Annotated in this window: 13 protein-coding genes; 8 read left to right on the top strand and 5 right to left on the bottom strand. The window is 60.4% G+C overall.

Annotation, left to right across the window (positions count from 1 at the left end; all coding sequences use genetic code 11):
* The first annotated feature begins 424 nt into the window (after positions 1–424).
* The 6 genes from M0D68_RS15940 to M0D68_RS15965 all read left to right on the top strand — a co-directional run bounded on the left by M0D68_RS15940 (position 425) and on the right by M0D68_RS15965 (position 7694).
* Positions 425–775: a DUF4148 domain-containing protein gene (locus tag M0D68_RS15940; protein WP_266224806.1), complete on the top strand. Its 351-nt coding sequence runs from the start codon at positions 425–427 to the stop codon at positions 773–775.
* A gap of 620 nt (positions 776–1395) precedes the next feature.
* Positions 1396–3159: a protease pro-enzyme activation domain-containing protein gene (locus M0D68_RS15945; protein WP_266224807.1), complete on the top strand. Its 1764-nt coding sequence runs from the start codon at positions 1396–1398 to the stop codon at positions 3157–3159.
* A gap of 392 nt (positions 3160–3551) precedes the next feature.
* Positions 3552–5897: a TonB-dependent receptor gene (locus M0D68_RS15950; protein WP_266224808.1), complete on the top strand. Its 2346-nt coding sequence runs from the start codon at positions 3552–3554 to the stop codon at positions 5895–5897.
* Between the two features lie 27 nt (positions 5898–5924).
* Positions 5925–6578, top strand: coding sequence for a MotA/TolQ/ExbB proton channel family protein (locus M0D68_RS15955; RefSeq protein WP_200618297.1), 654 nt, complete (start codon positions 5925–5927; stop codon positions 6576–6578).
* Complete coding sequence (locus M0D68_RS15960; RefSeq protein WP_200618296.1) at positions 6575–6973, top strand: biopolymer transporter ExbD; 399 nt, start codon at positions 6575–6577, stop codon at positions 6971–6973. The genes M0D68_RS15955 and M0D68_RS15960 overlap by 4 nt, the downstream gene beginning before the upstream one ends.
* A gap of 76 nt (positions 6974–7049) precedes the next feature.
* Positions 7050–7694, top strand: a complete 645-nt coding sequence (locus M0D68_RS15965; protein ID WP_266224810.1) for an energy transducer TonB — start codon at positions 7050–7052, stop codon at positions 7692–7694.
* A gap of 41 nt (positions 7695–7735) precedes the next feature.
* Here M0D68_RS15965 and M0D68_RS15970 read toward each other — a convergent pair whose 3' ends face one another.
* The 5 genes from M0D68_RS15970 to M0D68_RS15990 form a co-directional block, all read right to left on the bottom strand.
* A complete protein-coding gene (locus tag M0D68_RS15970; protein WP_054039020.1) occupies positions 7736–8587 on the bottom strand; it encodes a carbohydrate ABC transporter permease in 852 nt (283 codons plus the stop codon).
* 10 nt (positions 8588–8597) lie between these two features.
* The gene (locus M0D68_RS15975) at positions 8598–9590 is read right to left on the bottom strand and encodes a carbohydrate ABC transporter permease (RefSeq protein ID WP_208620745.1); all 993 of its coding nucleotides are present in this window, start codon (positions 9588–9590) and stop codon (positions 8598–8600) included.
* A 224-nt stretch (positions 9591–9814) separates the two neighbouring features.
* On the bottom strand, positions 9815–11068 hold the full coding sequence (locus M0D68_RS15980) for an ABC transporter substrate-binding protein (RefSeq protein ID WP_093645364.1): 1254 nt from the start codon (positions 11066–11068) through the stop codon (positions 9815–9817).
* 74 nt (positions 11069–11142) lie between these two features.
* A complete protein-coding gene (locus M0D68_RS15985) occupies positions 11143–13131 on the bottom strand; it encodes a beta-galactosidase (RefSeq protein ID WP_266224811.1) in 1989 nt (662 codons plus the stop codon).
* An 11-nt stretch (positions 13132–13142) separates the two neighbouring features.
* Entirely contained in the window at positions 13143–14300 is a 1158-nt protein-coding gene (locus tag M0D68_RS15990; RefSeq protein ID WP_266224813.1) for an ABC transporter ATP-binding protein, read from the bottom strand.
* A gap of 196 nt (positions 14301–14496) precedes the next feature.
* On the opposite strand from M0D68_RS15990, the gene M0D68_RS15995 reads away from it, so the two are divergent.
* Positions 14497–15531 carry a LacI family DNA-binding transcriptional regulator gene (locus tag M0D68_RS15995; RefSeq protein ID WP_093645358.1) on the top strand — a complete coding sequence of 345 codons (1035 nt, stop codon included), beginning with the start codon at positions 14497–14499 and terminating at the stop codon, positions 15529–15531.
* Between the two features lie 251 nt (positions 15532–15782).
* Positions 15783–16547 (top strand): flagellar brake protein, encoded by a 765-nt coding sequence (locus tag M0D68_RS16000; RefSeq protein WP_266224815.1) that lies wholly within the window; start codon positions 15783–15785, stop codon positions 16545–16547.
* The last annotated feature ends 444 nt before the right edge of the window (positions 16548–16991 follow it).

Consider the following 16991-nt stretch of genomic DNA (forward strand, 5'->3'; position numbering starts at 1 on the left):
GATCGGTTCGATCAAGCGGTTGGCCGCTCCGGGCGAAATGGGGATGGCGCACAAATCGGTCAGGGAAGCCTTGTCACACGAAACTGTTTCGATCCGCGGTGACGGAGAAAAGCAGAGGGCTTGTAACGACGGTGCTCGCGTAGGAGGGGGAAGTCGGTACGGTGGCGTACAGGGTTTCGTCTGCGCCTTCAGGCAAATGTAAGTTTTGTACCATTCCACCGGGGCTGCAGAAAAAATCTGGAATAAGCCGCCCGGCGATGTGTTTGCCCTTATGTGGACGGCAGCAAACAGACGGTCTACGAGCGAAAGCAGAAACGCTTCTGCGCAGCTTCAGCAGTACGTAGATCACATTGGTGGACAGGTAAAGACGTAGTTCTCAATCACATAGATCGTTAGATTCAACCAACCTTAATTAGGCATCCAAATGAAGCTCAATCTTGCAGTGACCCTTTCGATGATCCTCCTTGCGTCGGCCGGCGCAGTCACCCAGGCATCGGCGCAGGAAAAGACCCGCGCGGAAGTGCGTCAGGAACTGGTTCAGGCAGAAGCTAACGGCTCGAACCTCGTGACCGATACGTCGTATCCCGAGATTAGCCCGATCTTCGCGCAGCAGGCCGCACGTCTGAAAATGAACACGAGTGGCGAAGGTCCGGCGATGTCGGGTTCGACGGCGGCAGGCCAACGTTCGTCCAGCACGCCCGCTCGTTCAGCAGGCGCGGCGATGCCGGCGTGTGTCGGCCCCGTAAGCTTCTGCTCGCCGTACTTCGGCAGCTAACCGCTGACGATGCGCTTCTGGAAGTGGTTTGGGATTCAACGAATGACTGGCTGGCTGTCGAATGCCTATGCCGGGGGCGAGCGGACGGTGGCCTTATGAGGCGTCCGTCCGTTCTAACAACCCGGTCACAGGCCGCATCGCTTTTTGATTTCCCTTTGACGATACAGCCCAATTAATTCCAATTTAACAGACATGCCTTTTAATTGAAAATTACTCAAATCCCGACGCATCATTATCGAATTAGCATAAAGAAATGATTTTGTAATTAATGACTACGCGGCAGCGTCATTAAATCAATTAGAGTCCTGCCTCCATTGCAGTGCGCCATGCACTTAGGTTTGTCGAACAATCAACGGCTCCATAACCGACTGATAATAATAATATTTTCAAGCAACCACCCTCGTTCAGTCGCGACTTCCCCTCCCTCTCAACTATCTATTCTGATAGGTACCGATAATCTGTAATGAACGGTAATTTGGCGGCGCTCACGGATTTAACTGAGTGCCCCTATTAACCGTTCAGAACAGCGCTTCCAGACGAAATTCCTATTTATTTGACTCGACCGGAAACAGCCACCGGAAGATTCGGCGTCTCGTTGCGCTGTTATCTCAGGAGGTCACATGAAGTCGTCAGCCGCAAAACAGACGGTCCTTTGTCTAAACCGTTACGCGGTCGTTGCTTTGCCTCTCGCTATTGCTTCGTTCGCCGCGTTCGGCGCATCACCTGCGTCCACGCTGTGGGCGCCCACCGACACGAAGGCGTTTGTGACGCCCTCCCAGGTCGAGGCGCGCAGTGCGACGCCGCTGCTCGAACTCGCCGCCGGCGAGACCGCACATGTCGTGGTCAGTCTCAAGCTTCGCGATGAGGCGCAACTGAAGCAATTCGCGCAGGCAGTCAACCAGCCGGGCAACGCGCAGTTCGGCAAATTCCTCAAGCGTCAGCAATTCCTCTCGCAGTACGCGCCGACCGAAGCGCAAGTGCAGGCCGTCGTCGCGCATTTGCGGAAGAACGGCTTCGTTAACATTCACGTCGCGCCGAACCGTCTGCTGATTTCCGCCGACGGCAGCGCCGGTGCAGTCAAAGCGGCCTTCAATACGCCGCTGGTTCGCTACCAGTTGAACGGCAAGGCCGGCTACGCGAACACGGCGCCGGCACAAGTGCCGCAGGATCTCGGCGAAATAGTCGGTTCGGTGCTCGGCTTGCAGAACGTCGCGCGAGCCCATCCGATGCTGAAGGTCGGCGAGCGTTCCGCCGCGAAGACGCTGGCCGCCGGTACGGCCAAGGGTCACAATCCGACCGAATTCCCGACGATCTACGACGCCAGCAGCGCGCCCACCGCGGCGAACACGACGGTCGGCATCATCACGATCGGCGGCGTCTCGCAGACGCTGCAGGATCTCCAGCAGTTCACCAGCGCGAACGGTCTCGCGCCCGTCAACACACAGACGATCCAGACCGGGTCGTCGAATGGCGACTACAGCGACGATCAGGACGGCCAGGGTGAATGGGACCTCGACAGCCAGTCGATTGTCGGTTCCGCAGGCGGCGCCGTGCAGCAACTACTGTTTTATATGGCCGATCAAAGCGCGTCCGGCAACACCGGCCTCACGCAGGCGTTCAATCAGGCGGTGTCCGATAACGTCGCGAAGGTGATCAACGTGTCGCTCGGCTGGTGTGAAGCCGATGCCAACGCGGACGGCACGCTGCAGGCCGAAGACCGCATCTTCTCGACGGCGGCTGCACAAGGGCAAACCTTCTCGGTGTCGTCCGGCGATGAGGGCGTGTACGAGTGCAACAACCGCGGCTACCCGGACGGCAGCACCTATTCGGTATCGTGGCCGGCCTCGTCGCCGAATGTGATCGCCGTCGGCGGCACGACACTTTACACGACGTCAGCAGGCGCCTACTCGAGCGAAACCGTCTGGAATGAAGGGCTCGACAGCAACGGCAAGCTCTGGGCGACCGGCGGCGGCTACAGCGTGTACGAGGCGAAGCCGTCGTGGCAATCGGCGGTGAGCGGCACGCCGAGCCAGCGCCTGCTGCCCGACATCTCCTTCGACGCGGCGCAGAGCACCGGTGCACTGATTTACAACTACGGTCAGCTGCAGCAGATTGGCGGGACGAGCCTCGCTTCGCCGATCTTCGTCGGACTGTGGGCACGTTTGCAGACCGCGAATTCGAACAGCCTGGGCTTCCCCGCAGCCAGCTTTTACAGCGCCATTAGCTCGACGCCTTCGCTGGTGCACGACGTGAAATCGGGTAACAACGGCTACGGCGGCTATGGTTACAAGGCGGGAACCGGTTGGGACTATCCGACCGGATGGGGCAGTCTGGATATCGCGAAACTGTCTGCACATATCAAGAGCAACGGCTTTGCACATTGAGTCCGCAGGCCGGTTGATGTGAACGCCTGAACGCTCGCAGATGACTTCGCGGCACGCGGGTCATCGGCGGCGACAGGCAAACTGTTCGTCGAAATCGCCGCGCGCGAGCGTCCCTCCCCTCGCGCCGAACGATTGCGGCGGTCCGAATCCGAGCCGCCCCTCACGCGTAAAACGCCCCTCCTCGCTTTCCCCAATCGCTCGCCGTGCCCTCCATTGGGTTGTCATTTTTGTTTTGCGATGTAATGATATAACATTCCTCGTGACGAATGACGACAAGGTGCCCGCTTGATCGGGACCGGTCGGCGCACGCCTGGTCATCCGTATTTGGTCCTGGAAAAACGGCGGCAAGACAGAAAACACATCCACCCAGTGCTCACCCTGAATAAATAACGATGAAAAACCGCACGCGTGTCTCCCATGCAGCCCTGCTGCTGTTCGCTATCGCCGCTCACGCCCATGCCGCGCCCGACGAAGGTTCGGTAACAGGCGCCGTCACCGACGCAGTAGGCAAGCCCGTCCGGAACGCGACCGTGAGCGTTCAGAACGCAAGCGGCGCCGCGGTCAATGAGGCAAAGACGGATGCGGACGGCCGTTTTGCGATCGGCCATGTGACGCCGGGCACTTACGCGATCGTGGTTACGGCACCGGGATTTGCGAGCGGCAGCAGCGTGACGACCACGACAGCAGGTGCAGAAAGCGCAGTAAGCGTCAAACTCGCTCAAAGCGACACGCTCGACGTTCAGGTGAACGCAAAGCGTCTCGATCGAGCCCGCAACGGACTACTGCCGGAAACCGGCAGCAGCGTGTACCGTTTCAGCCAGGCCGATATCAATGCGCTGCCCGCGGGGCAAGACACGCCGTTGAACCAGGTGTTGCTCCAGGCGCCCGGCGTGGCGAGCGACTCGTACGGACAACTGCACGTGCGCGGTGATCACGCGAATCTGCAGTACCGCATCAACGGCATCATCATTCCCGAGCCAATCAGCGGTTTCGGCCAGGCACTCGACACTCGCATCATCGACCAGGTGAACCTGCTCACCGGCGCGTTACCGGCGCAATACGGCTACCGCACGGCCGGCGTGGTGGACATCCGCACGAAGACAGGCGATGCCGGCAACGGCGGGTCCATCGACGTGTTCGGCGGCAGCCATCAGACGATCAAGACCAGCGCGGATGTATTCGGCAGTGAAGGGCCGTTCAGCTACTACTTCAGCGGTTCGCTCGGCATGAACAACCTCGGGATCGAGAATCCCACTGCGAGTGCCAACGCGATTCACGATCACACCCGTCAAGGCGACGCGTTCGGTTACATGTCGTACATCATCAACCCGCTCACCCGCGTGAGCGTGATGTTCGGCACGACGAGCAACCAGTTCGAGATTCCCAACACACCCGGCTTGCCGACCAACTTCACACTCAACGGCAGCAACACGTTCGATTCGAGCCAACTGAACGAAACGCAATCGGAGTTGAACAACTTCGCGGTGGTGGCCCTCCAGGGCACCAATGGTGGCGCACTCGACTATCAGGTTGCCCTGTTCACTCGCTACACGCGGACGCAATTCAATCCCGATCCGGTCGGCGATCTCCTGTTTAACGGCGTGGCGTCGCAGGATTTTCACAGCAACTCGGCCAATGGCGCACAGGTAGACACGACCTGGCGGTTGAACGATAAGCATACGGTGCGGGCGGGTATCTTCTTCCAGCAAGAACATGCCGTGTTCAACGACAGCGTCAACGTATTCGCGACGGACAGCAACGGCAACCAGCTTTCCGATCAGCCCTTCAATATTCAGGACTCCAGCAGCAAGACCGGTTATCTGTACAGCGCCTACGTACAGGACGAGTGGAAGATCACGGACAAGCTCACGCTGAACTATGGTCTGCGCTACGACAAGATGGACGAATATGTCAGCGCAAGCCAGCTTAGTCCACGCATCGGTCTCGTCTATGCGCTGACGCCGGCCACGACGCTCCATGCCGGTTACGCGCGCTATTTCACGCCGCCCGCGTTCGAACTGGTGTCCGGCTCGACCATCAGCCGCTTCAATGGCACGACCAACCAGAGTCCATCGAACCAGAACGATCAGGTGCAACCGGAGCGCAGCCATTATTTCGATCTCGGTGTGACGCAGCGTCTTGGATCGAACGTGACGGTCGGGCTCGACGCTTACTACAAGAAGTCGGCGAACCTGCTCGATGAAGGACAGTTCGGCTCCGCGCTTATCTTCACGCCATTCAACTACAGGGAGGGGCGTGTGTATGGGGTCGAGTTCACGGCCAACTACAAACAGGACAACGTATCCGCGTACATGAATCTCGCGTGGAGCCGCGCGCAGGGCACGCAGATCGATTCCGCGCAGTTCAATTTCGATCCGGCGGAACTCGCCTATATCAACAATCACTGGGTCTATCTGGATCACGACCAACGCATCACCGCGTCGTTCGGCGGGACATACGATCTCGGCAGAACGACCTTCACGTTCGACGGACTCGTCGGAAGCGGTTTGCGCAGCGGCTTTGCGAACACGGATCGACTGCCGCTCTACGCGCAAGTCAATCTCGGGGTGATACAGCACTTTAATCAACCGCTCATCGGCAAATTCGATGCGCGCCTCGTCGTGATTAACGCATTCAACCGCGTCTATGAGTTGCGCGACGGGTCGGGTATCGGTGTCGGCGCACCGCAGTACGGCCCGCATTTCGCCGTCTACGCCGGCGTCACCAAGCACTTCTGATTCTGTCCAGCTACGAAGAGGTAGAGCATGCAAGATTGGACAAGCGTTCTAGCGGCAGTACGCGTAGGTGGATGGGTCATCTATCCGCTGACGATACTCGCTATTCTGGCCGTCGCCATTGCCCTCGACCGGGCCTATGTCTTTCTGCGTTTTGGCCGGTTGTCGGGCACGCTGCGTGGCACACACGAGATTGCGGCGGCCGGTTCAGCCCTTGATTGGGCCGGCAGATTGAAGGATGTCTCCAGTCAGAACGCGTTCAGACGGATGAGCGCGCCGTGGGCGCCTGATCCTTCTGTACCGCTGTGGCTACGCGAGGCGAAAGCGCAATCGGTCGCCGCGCAAATCGAACGCGACATGAGCAAAGGTTTCTGGGTGCTGGAAACCATCGTGACGGCGGCGCCTCTGTTGGGTCTGTTGGGCACCATCGTCGGCATGATGCATTCGTTCCAGTTGTTCGGTGGCGATGGTCTCGTCGATCCAGGTGGCGTGACCGGCGGCGTGGCACAGTCGTTGGTGGCAACCGCGATCGGTCTCGTCGTCGCGTTGTTCGCGCTCTTTGCGTTCAACTATTTTTCCCGCCGGCTCGAACGACTCATGGATGAACTCGAGTCGTTCGCGAATGCGCGGCTCAGCGAAATCCGCCTTGCCGTTGCTGACACGTCCGTGGGAGCGCAGCCGTGAAGTTCAAGCGCTCGCGCGCGGCTAAGCGCGGTCGCATCGAAATCATTCCGATGATCGATGTGATGTTCTTTCTGCTGGCGACCTTCATGCTCGCATCGCTTGCGATGCAGCGGCTCGATGCACTCAAGGTCAATCTCCCTGCCGGCAGCGCGCAAAAGATGGCGGCACATGAACCGCTGACTATTTCGGTGGACAGTAGCAATGAGGTATTCGTGAACCATCAGTCCGTTCATCTCGATCAGGTCGAACCGACGGTAAAACGCCTGCTGCAAGCGGACGGCAATGTTGTGATCGCCGCTGACGATGCAGCGGGCCACGGCGTGGTCGTTCAGGCGATGCTGGCCGCGCGCCGCGCGGGCGCTGAGCGGTTTTTGATCGCCGTGCGTCGTGAGTAGCCGGATGCGCCTCACGGCCACTGTGGACGATTCTCCGCGGATGCGGATTGCGCTAGCGATCCTGGTCGCGCTAGTCGTGTGGATCGGTTTTCTGTTTCAGTTGGGGAGTTGGTTGGGTACGTCGCCGTCTGTACGTGTGCCTGATAAGCCACTCGAGATGCGGGTGGTAGAACTCGATCCGCCGAAGGCTCCGGTTGCGAATCCTTCTGCGGCTCCGATCGCACCGGCAAAGCCACAACATCCGGCCGATCCGCGCCCTCACGTGCCAGCACAAGCACGCACGACACCACCTGTCCCATCGAAGCCGGATGTGCGATCGACACAGAGCGCTACGCCCGCGCAGTCGGCGCCAACGGCTCAAGAGCCAAAGCCAGCAGCCGAACCGCCCGCTCGTGCTGCCGGTCCCTCTTCCGAAGAAAGAGCAAACGCCACGCCATCGGCCACGTCGTCCGGCGACGCAACCGCGCGCGCCATTGCTCAACCGTTGCCGGAACTCCCTGATGATTTACGTGACCAGGCGTATCAAACCGTCGCGATCGCTCGTTTCGCCATTCACGTTGACGGCTCGGTCGATGTCGAACTCATCAAGCCGACCTCCAATCCGCGCCTCAATCAAATCCTGCTCGAAACGCTCCGTAAATGGCGGTTCTTTCCGGCGATGCAAGCGGGACATCCGGTCGAAAGCCGACAGGACATCCGCGTACATTTCAATGTGAGCTAGCCCGAAGAAGATTGTGCGTTGAGTTTCTACCAACGCCAACTTCACCCCTTCGTCGCCCCAAACGTCAGCCCCGCCACGAAATGCTTCTGCATTGCAAAGAACATCGCGACCGACGGCAACGCGGCAAGAATCGACCCCGCCGAAACCAGATTCCACGCCGTGGTCCACTGCCCTTTCAACGCCGCGACACCTACGGTAATCGGCGCAGCATCGTCACCTTGCGTCAGACACAGCGCCCAGAAGTAGTCATTCCACACGAACGTGAACACGAGAATCGCCAGCGCCGCCAGCGCGGGACGAATCAACGGCAATACGATCTTGAAGAACACAGTCCACTCATTGGCGCCCTCGATCCGCGCCGCCTCGACCAGTTCAAACGGCAACTGCTTGATGAAGTTCCGCAGAAACAGCGCACAAAATCCAGTCTGAAACGACACATGGAACAGAATCAGTGCGCTCACCGTATTGAACAGACCGAGCTGCAAGGACAGATCCCGCACCGGAATCATCAACACCTGCACCGGCACGAAATTGCCCGCAACAAAGGTCGCAAACAAGGTCGAATTTCCGCGAAACCGATAAATAGCCAGCGCGAATCCCGCCATCGCCGCAAGCGCAATCGAACCCACCACAGCCGGCACTGTAATCAGCACGCTGTTCCAGAAGTAATGCAGCATCGGCGAAGTCGTCAATGCCTCGCGATAGTTATCGAACATCGCGAAGTGCTTTGGCCAGCCCCAATAGTTGCCTTCGCTCAATTCTTCCGTCGAGCGCACCGACGTCACGAGCACCGCGATCATCGGCAGCAACCAGATCAGCAGCGCGAGCGGCAAGGTCAGTTTGTACGCGCGGCGCGTCACCGGCTTCCATTTGTCGATCGGGATTGGAAACATGATCGGCTCCTTATTGCTCGGTGCGCAGCATGCGGCGCAGGTGATAGACGATGTACACCAGCATGATGGCGAACAGCACAACTGCCACCGCCGCGGAGTAGCCGATGCGGTAGTACTTGATCGCCTGGTCGTACATGTAGTACGCGAGCACGGTCGAACTTTCGAACGGTCCGCCGCTTGTCATCACCGAAATCAGATCGAAGCTGCGCAACGCGCCGATCACCGTGACGACGATTGCCATAAACGTGGTCGGCCGCAATTGCGGCAGGATCACGTGCCACAACATCGACCAGCCGCGCGCGCCTTCCATGCGCGCCGCCTCGATCTGCTCGGCGTTCAGCGACGTCAGACCGGTTAGATAAAGAATCATGCAATACGCGGTTTGCGGCCACAGCGCGGCGAACACGATCCCGAGGGTCGCGTACCGCGGGTCGCCGAGTACCGGCACGCCGTGCCCGAGAATCACTGCAAGCAAGCCGAAGGTCGGGTCGTAGAACCACGAAAAGATCAGGCCAACCACCACGCCCGACAGCACGAACGGCGCGAAGAACAGCGATTTGACGATGCGGATGCCGGCCACGGCCTGGTTCAGATAGAGCGCGACGGCGAGCCCCATCGGCGGCGCAAGCAGGAACAGCAGCAGCCAGATGAGGTTGTTCTTCAGCGCCGTGTAGAACGTCGGCGTATGGAACAACTCGATGTAGTTTGCGAGGCCGACGAAGGATGGGTCAGTCATCCCATCCCAGTTGAAAAAACTCAGGCGCATGGTCGAAATGATCGGCCACACGACGTAGATCGCCACCATCACGCAGGCCGGCGCGAGAAACAGGAAAGCGGCTCGCCGCTGCCGACGCGCGGTCGGCGACGGACGGCGCCGGCGCGCCGCGCCAGGCGGCCCGCCGCGCAATGCACCGCCCGAGGCCGGCACGCCCGAACCGGGCAAGCCAGGACCGCCCGGTTCGGCAGGGCCGCCGACGGTGTGACGGGTGACGGAATGCGACACAATCAATCTCCTGTCGACCAGAGTTCGCGCTTTAGCGCGTTACTCTGGTCCCATGCAAAGCTGTCGACCAAGGTTCGCGCTTTGGCGCGTTACTCTGGTCCCATGCAAAGCTGTCGACCAGCGTGGGCGCTTTAGTGCCGTACTCTGGTCCCATGCAACATAGTTGCCAATCTGATGCAACAAGTAGCGGCCCAAGCCAGAACCTACGACCGAGCCGCTACCGCTCACTTCTTATAGATCCGCTTACGCGTCTGCTCGAGTTGCGCGAGCACCTCGTCGAGCTTCGAAGGATCGGAGATGAATTGCTGCATCCCCTTCATCCCTTCATCGGCCATTTCCTTCGTCATGTCGCGATCGTAGAACTGCGCAATGCCGCCCTTCGTATTCGCGAGAATCTGGAAGCCGATCTTCGAAATCGGATCCTCAGGTTCCGGCGATTTGCTGTTCGCCGACAGCGAGCCGAGCCCGGCCGCCAGCTTCGCGCCATTTTCCGGTGTCTGGACGAATGCAAGGAACGCATGCGCATCCGCCTTGTTCTTCGCCTTCGACGGAATATGCAGCGATTCAACCGGACCGTCTTCGGCGGTCGGCACGTTCGCGTCGATGATCGGGAACTGGAAGTAGCCCATTTCCGGCTTGACGTTCGGCGGGAAGCCACCCGTGATAAAGGTGCCCATCAGCATCATCGCGGCCTTGCCCTGGAACAGGAACGGCTGCACCGCATCCAGATCGTAGGAAAGCGAATTGTCGATGAAATAGCCGGCGTCGATCAGTTGCTTCCACGTCGTGTAGACCTTCTTCACTCGCGGATCGGTGTACGCGATATCGCCCGCCATCAGTTTCTGATGGAACGCGTTGCCGTTCAGGCGCAGGTCGAGATAATCGAACCAGCCGGCGAGCGTCCATGAATCACGTCCCGCCACGGCAATCGGCGTAATGCCTGCCGCTTTCAGCTTCTTGCAGTCGTCGAGAAACTGGTCCCACGTTTTCGGTTCGCCGGTAATGCCGACCTTCTGGAACAGGTCCTTGCGATAGAACATGCCCCACGAGTAATAGACGGTCGGTGCCGCGTACTGCTTACCCTTATACGACGACGCTTCCTTCGTCGAAGCATACATGTCGTTCCAGCCGTTCTTCGCCCAGTCGCCGCTCAAATCCTCGAACAGGCCGCGCTGCGCGTAATACGCCATCCGCTCGCCGTCATGCCAGTTCACGATATCGGGCGCGACGGTGGAGAGCCAACCGGGCAACTGAACTTTGTAGGCTTCTTCATCGACGAACGACACCTTCACGTCCGTACCCGGATGCGTTTTCTTGAAGTCGTCGATGATCGACTGCCAGACGGCGCGTTGACTTGCGCCCTTGAATGCGATGTTGACCGCGAGCGTGCCGGCCTGCGCCGTGCTGACGACGGACACGCCTGCGGCGGCCGCGGCCAGCGCAAGTGCCAGCAGAATCTTGCGAGGTTTCAGTGCCATGTTGCTGTCTCCTTTAAGCCTTGATTTTGCGTCGTTGTTGTTACTGCATGGAATCCTTCGTTCAGCACATGAGATCATTTGCCCGATCGATAGACGGCCACACCCTGCGGTTCGATATCGCGTGAGCCGATCACGAAAGCGTCGTCGGCGACATTGGCCAGCGTGTGCGTCTGGTCGCCGTAGTTCAACACGTAGGTCAGCGCGCCGCGACGGCTAAAGCGCACGGTGTCGCCGAGCGATGTCGTTTCGACGCCCGCTTCTTCAGCGATCTGCTTCAGAAGGCGGACCGTCAGCGCATCGTCAAACAGGCTCGCGAAGTAATGAAACGCGCCGCTTTTCACATAAGCAGAATGACCGTCAGCGAAACGGGCACGCACGTCGAGCGAATCCGCTGTATCGCTGTCGATGAAATCACGCCAGTGGCGCGCCACGCCGTCCACCGCGCTCGAGTTCTGGTTATCCACGAGCACCACAGCTTCGGTCACATTCGGCCGCATCGATTCGACACGCCACACACGCAGCGGCAACACAGAAGCGAGCGCACCCGGCGGCAGGTTCGCCGGAATCTGCACGTCCGCCGTCTTCGAACCGGTGCGAGGACCCAGCACGACCTGCGCACCCGAGCTCGCCAGCCGGGCGGCGAAATCCGCAGGCACAACCGGCAGCGGCGGCACGACGATCAAACGATAGCCGTCGAGGGCTGCATCGACCGGCACGATATCGACATCCAGTCCGAGCGCGCGCAGCGCCGAGTAATACTCGAATGCGAAACGCGGATAGTGAAAGTCCGCGCCCTGCGGATGAATCTCGAAGAGCCACTTCGCTTCGTAGTCGTAGACGAGCGCAACCTTCGAGCGGATCGCTGCGTTGGCGTCGGCGTTCGCGGCGAGCACCGCGCGAATTTCGTCGGCAACCTGCGCCGCTTCGTTGCCGCCCACATCGAGCCGGTTGTCGGGCGTATTCAAACCAGCGTGCATCTGCTCCTGCGCAAACGGCGCCTGGCGCCAGCGGAAATACGACACGCAACCCGCACCGTGCGCAAACGCCTCCCAGCTCCACAGCCGCACCATGCCGGGCAGCGGTGCCGGATTCCACTGCGCCCAGTTCACCGGGCCCGGCTGCTGCTCCATCACCCAGAACGGCAGCTTCGACATACCGCGGTACACGTCATGATTGAATGACGCGAAGTCGGGATGCCCGCTGCGCAACCAGCGCGCTTTCACGTCCGGTGCAAACCACTGCTCTTCGAGCGCGCCGAGCGGATAGCTGTCCCATGCGGCAATGTCGAGATCGGCCGACACCTTGTAATGATCGAACTCGGTAAAGAGCTGCATGAAGTTGTGCGCGACCGGCCGCCCCGGCGAATGCGCACGGATAATCTCGACCTGCATGCGGTTGTAGCGCGCCACTTCGTCGGAGGCGAAGCGCCGGTAATCGAGCCGGTGCGACGGATGCGCTTCGGTGACGGTCGCCACCGGCGCGTCGATCTCGTCGAAGCTGCGGTACTCCATGCTCCAGAACACCGTGCCCCAAGCACGGTTCAGCGCATCGATCGTTTGATAGCGCGTCTTGAGCCACTCGCGAAAGCGCCCCACTGCCGCCGGCGAATAGCTGACCACCGTGTGATGGCAGCCGAATTCGTTATCGGTCTGCCAGTAGGCAACGGCCGGGTGCTTGCCGTAACGCTCCGCAACTGCCGTACAGATTCGCTGCGACGCGGTGAAATACGAAGGCGATGAGAAATCGTAATGACGGCGTGAGCCGAAGGCGCGCGGACGACCATCGGCACCGATCGGCAGAATGTCCGGATGACGGTCGATCAGCCACTTGGGCGGCGTCGCGGTGGGGGTGCACATGACAACTTGCAAACCGGCCGCGCCGAGTACATCGACCGCGCGATCGAGCCAGCCCCAGTCGTACTCGCCAGGCGTTGGCTCCATCCGGCTCCACGCAAATTCGGCGATACGCACCTGCTCGATGCCGAGTGCTTTCATCCGGCGAGCGTCGTCTTCCCACATCGACTCCGGCCAGTGTTCCGGGTAATAACAGACTCCAAGGCGCATCCGAATGTCCTCTATGCGTAGTGTTCGACGGATTCGAGCGAAGCGGCGGCAAAGCCGTCTTCGGTAAACAAATGGCAGGCGCGGCTGGGGACGCGCAAGCTGGCGCGGTCGCCCGGCGCGAGGCGTGTGTCGCCGGGCGCCTTGGCGATCAGCGTGGCGCCGCCGGGCTGATCGAGGTGGACATAGCTGTGCTCGCCGAGCTGTTCGACGAGGGATACGGTGCGGCTCAGAACGGCGTCCTGTGGGTTGCCAGAAGCTGTCGCGTCGATGAATTCGAGGTGTTCCGGACGCACGCCGAGCGTGACCGGTTGCGCCGCCTTGAGTCCATCGCCGCTGACGGGCACGCGCACGTTTTCATCAGTGTGATCGAGCGTAACAACCACGCCTTGCGGATCAATCGACGCCACCCGCCCCGGCAAAAAATTCATCCGCGGCGAACCGATGAAACCGGCGACGAAGCGGCTCTTTGGCCGGTGATACAACTCGAGCGGCGCGCCGATCTGCGCGATGCTGCCGTAGCGCTCGGTGTCCTTACCCGCATGCAGCAGCACGATCTTGTCGGCGAGCGTCATCGCTTCGATCTGGTCGTGCGTGACATACACCACGCTGGCTTTGGCGAACTGCTTATGCAGTCGCGCGATTTCGATGCGGGTCTGGCCGCGCAGCGTCGCGTCGAGATTGGAGAGCGGCTCGTCGAACAGAAACACGCCCGGCTCGCGCACGATGGCCCGGCCAATCGCCACACGTTGCCGCTGGCCGCCGGACAGTGCTTTGGGCCGGCGCTCGAGCAGCGCCTCAAGTTGCAGGATGCGCGCGGCTTCCCGCACCTTGCGGTCGATTTCGTCCCTGGGGGTTTTAGCGAGCTTGAGGCCGAAGGCCATGTTCTCGAACACGGTCATATGCGGAAACAGCGCATAGCTCTGGAACACCATCGCCACACCGCGTTGCGCCGCCGGGACGTCGTTGACGAGGCGGCCGGCGATCGACAGGTCGCCGTCGGTCACGTCTTCGAGGCCGGCGATCATCCGCAGCAAGGTGGATTTACCGCAGCCGGACGGACCGAGAAACACGCAGAACTCGTTCTCGCCTATTTCCAGATCGACATCGCGGATCACTAGCGCGCCGTCGCCATACGCCTTCTGCACGCCTCTCAACGAAATGCTCGCCATCGCATCGACTCCGTGATTTAATCGGCTCGACGTCGGAGATTAAGCGCTTAATCAGCAGGGCCGAAAAAAATCGATCGCTACCGATCGCTGGGGCCTTACCTGTCTCCGATATCGTTTTGTCTGTGCGGCAAATGGTGCCGCGCCTTGGGCTGTGATGCAAATGTCGGACACCCATCCCAAATATTGAATAAGCATTATGACAACCCTTAGCGAAGTTGCGCGTCACGCCGGCGTCACCCCTGCCACGGTGTCGAACGTGCTGCGCAATCGCGGCCGGGTCGGCGCGAGCACCCGGCAGCGGGTGCTGGACGCCGTCGACGCGCTCGGCTACCGCCCGCATCTGGCCGCCCGCGCGCTCGCCGAGGGCCGCGCGCCGACGCTGGCGTTGATGGTGTCGAGCATTGCCAATCCGTTCTATCCGGAGTTCGCGCTCGCGGTCGAACACGCGGCGCGCAGCAGCGGCCACTTCGTGATCATCTGCAATACGAACGAAGATCCACTGACCGGGCGAGCCTATCTCGACCAGATCGCGGGGACGCTTTCCGAAGGTGTGCTCGTCACCAATGCGAACCTGGACTTTGCAGACCTTCATACGACCGAATCACGCGGCACGCCCGTTGTCCTGTGCATGTGGGAACGGCCCAATGAGCCGCCGGGGCTGCCATGTGTCGCGGTCGATTTTCGTCTGGCAGGCGAATTGGCCGGCACGCATCTGCTGACGCTCGGGCATCGGCGGATCGGCGCGATTGTCGGCAGCAAGGCTTCAGGTATTCACGCCGCCCGTTACGAAGGTTTTGTCGATGCGCTGCATTCGGCCGGCGCGCCGAAAGGAAAGGTCAAGCATGCGCCCGATACGATACAAGGCGGCTACGCCGCGGCGCGGGCGCTGCTGGAAGCCGATCCGAAACTCACCGCGATCTTCGCGACCAACGATCTGCCGGCGCTCGGCGCGATGCACGCCGCCGCCGATCTTGGCCTGAACGTGCCGGGTGATCTGTCCGTGATCGGCATTACCGATATTCAACTGGCGCGCGAATCGCGGCCCGCGTTGACCACAGTCGCCGTGCCGACTGTCGAAGTCGCCGACCTGGCGGTGTCGCTGCTGCGCGAGTTGATCGAATCGTCGTATGGGCAAGCAGGTCATCAACCAGCGGCAAGCGTGCCGATGCGGATTTCCTCGGCGCCGAAACTGGTTGTGCGCGCGTCGACTGGGGTGCCGCGCCCGAGGTAACGTGGCCGTAACAACATCGGGGACGTTACGTAGCGAACCCTGGCTACGGTCGTCCCCACCTCCCGGGCCGCCGTCCGCAAACGCCCGTATCAAGCGGTTCCACGGCAAAAACACCGTTTCAATCAGTCCATCCATGCAGTTGGCACGGTCCCTGCAATAAAGCAGGAAAAGGCTGAGCGCCGGCATGACTTACATGCCGCCCGCGCTCCCCAACCGGCCAGGCCAAGGCCATAACAAGCATGGATACTCAAATGAATGCCGCTCTTCTGCTGGACGCCGATCTCGCCGAACAGACCACCGACGCAGACTCGACCTTCGCGCAGCGCCATCCCTTGCAAATCGCAGTTTGTCTTCGCAAGCTGATGGCCGGACAGGACTTCGTGACGGTGGAATTCAACGGCCGCCAGATCGTGACGCAGATACTCGAGGTCGATTCGCGCAATGCGCGCTTTATCTTCGACGCCGGCAGTACGCAGCTGGACAATTACGCGCTGCCGTCTGCCCGCCAGTTGATCTTTCGCAGTTTGCCGGGCGGCATTCGCACGGAGTTCACGACGCTTAACGCAGACCCGATCATGTTCGAAGGACGCCCGGCTTTCAAGGCCGCTTTCCCTTCGCTCCTGTATTACGTTCAGCGCCGCGAATTCTTCCGCGTGCAAACGCCCGTGCTGGATCCGTATATCGCTAGCGGGCCGTATGTGGACGGCGGTTCGTTCAGGCTCGAACTGCAGGATCTTTCATTGGGTGGCGTGGCGTTGAACACTGCCGATACGCGTTTCGGCTCGCTTGAAAGCGGCACCGTATTGCGCGACGTCACGCTGCAACTCGGTAGCTTCGGCACGCTTCTCCTCGATCTGGAAATCGTCGCGCCGCGGCAATTGACTACGCCGAAGGGCGATCTCCGCTTCGTGATCGGCTGCAAGTTCGTGACGACGCCGGGGCCGGCTGAACGGATCCTGCAGCGTGTCGTCACGCAACTCGAAACGAAGCGTCAAAGGCTCGCGCCCCGAGGGTGAGTTCCTGCGGGTACGCTTGCTACGATTCTCACGGCGTGGATCAGGTTTGCCGTTCTTCGCCGCTGAGAATCGCTGCTTTTAGCCGCCACTTAATACCTTCGCGACGACAGTCAAAACCGTCGCAACGCATCAATTAGTATTTCAATCAGCTTTCAATCGAGCCAGGACTTTCCCGAAGTACCGGCGCTTGATCTTGCATCGCATCACTCCCGCAAAGCCACGTCACGTAAGGCCCGTAGCCTTGGCGACGGCTTTGCCGCGTCGACCTCCTCCTCGTGCGTTTCCTTGACTCTCTTCCCTCCGCCTGCTCTACTAAATCAACTAAAGTGATTTAAGCGATCGATTTCGGACAGCCACGGAATCGCATCAGGTTCGAAACCAGATCGCAAGCAGGCGGCAAGCGCGCAGCGTTCGCGTGTGCAATCACCCGCAGTTCACAACGTC

Source organism: Paraburkholderia sp. SEWSISQ10-3 4 (assembly GCF_030464785.1).
In the GTDB taxonomy this organism is placed as follows: domain Bacteria; phylum Pseudomonadota; class Gammaproteobacteria; order Burkholderiales; family Burkholderiaceae; genus Paraburkholderia; species Paraburkholderia aspalathi.

Bases quoted from the DNA above. Each gene is read 5' to 3' on its own strand.
- M0D68_RS15940 (WP_266224806.1), top strand. From the start codon at position 425: ATGAAGCTCAATCTTGCAGTGACCCTTTCGATGATCCTCCTTGCGTCG.
- M0D68_RS15945 (WP_266224807.1), top strand. From the start codon at position 1,396: ATGAAGTCGTCAGCCGCAAAACAGACGGTCCTTTGTCTAAACCGTTAC.
- M0D68_RS15950 (WP_266224808.1), top strand. From the start codon at position 3,552: ATGAAAAACCGCACGCGTGTCTCCCATGCAGCCCTGCTGCTGTTCGCT.
- M0D68_RS15955 (WP_200618297.1), top strand. From the start codon at position 5,925: ATGCAAGATTGGACAAGCGTTCTAGCGGCAGTACGCGTAGGTGGATGG.
- M0D68_RS15970 (WP_054039020.1), bottom strand. From the start codon at position 8,587: ATGTTTCCAATCCCGATCGACAAATGGAAGCCGGTGACGCGCCGCGCG.
- M0D68_RS15980 (WP_093645364.1), bottom strand. From the start codon at position 11,068: ATGGCACTGAAACCTCGCAAGATTCTGCTGGCACTTGCGCTGGCCGCG.
- M0D68_RS15985 (WP_266224811.1), bottom strand. From the start codon at position 13,131: ATGCGCCTTGGAGTCTGTTATTACCCGGAACACTGGCCGGAGTCGATG.
- M0D68_RS15990 (WP_266224813.1), bottom strand. From the start codon at position 14,300: ATGGCGAGCATTTCGTTGAGAGGCGTGCAGAAGGCGTATGGCGACGGC.
- M0D68_RS15995 (WP_093645358.1), top strand. From the start codon at position 14,497: ATGACAACCCTTAGCGAAGTTGCGCGTCACGCCGGCGTCACCCCTGCC.
- M0D68_RS16000 (WP_266224815.1), top strand. From the start codon at position 15,783: ATGAATGCCGCTCTTCTGCTGGACGCCGATCTCGCCGAACAGACCACC.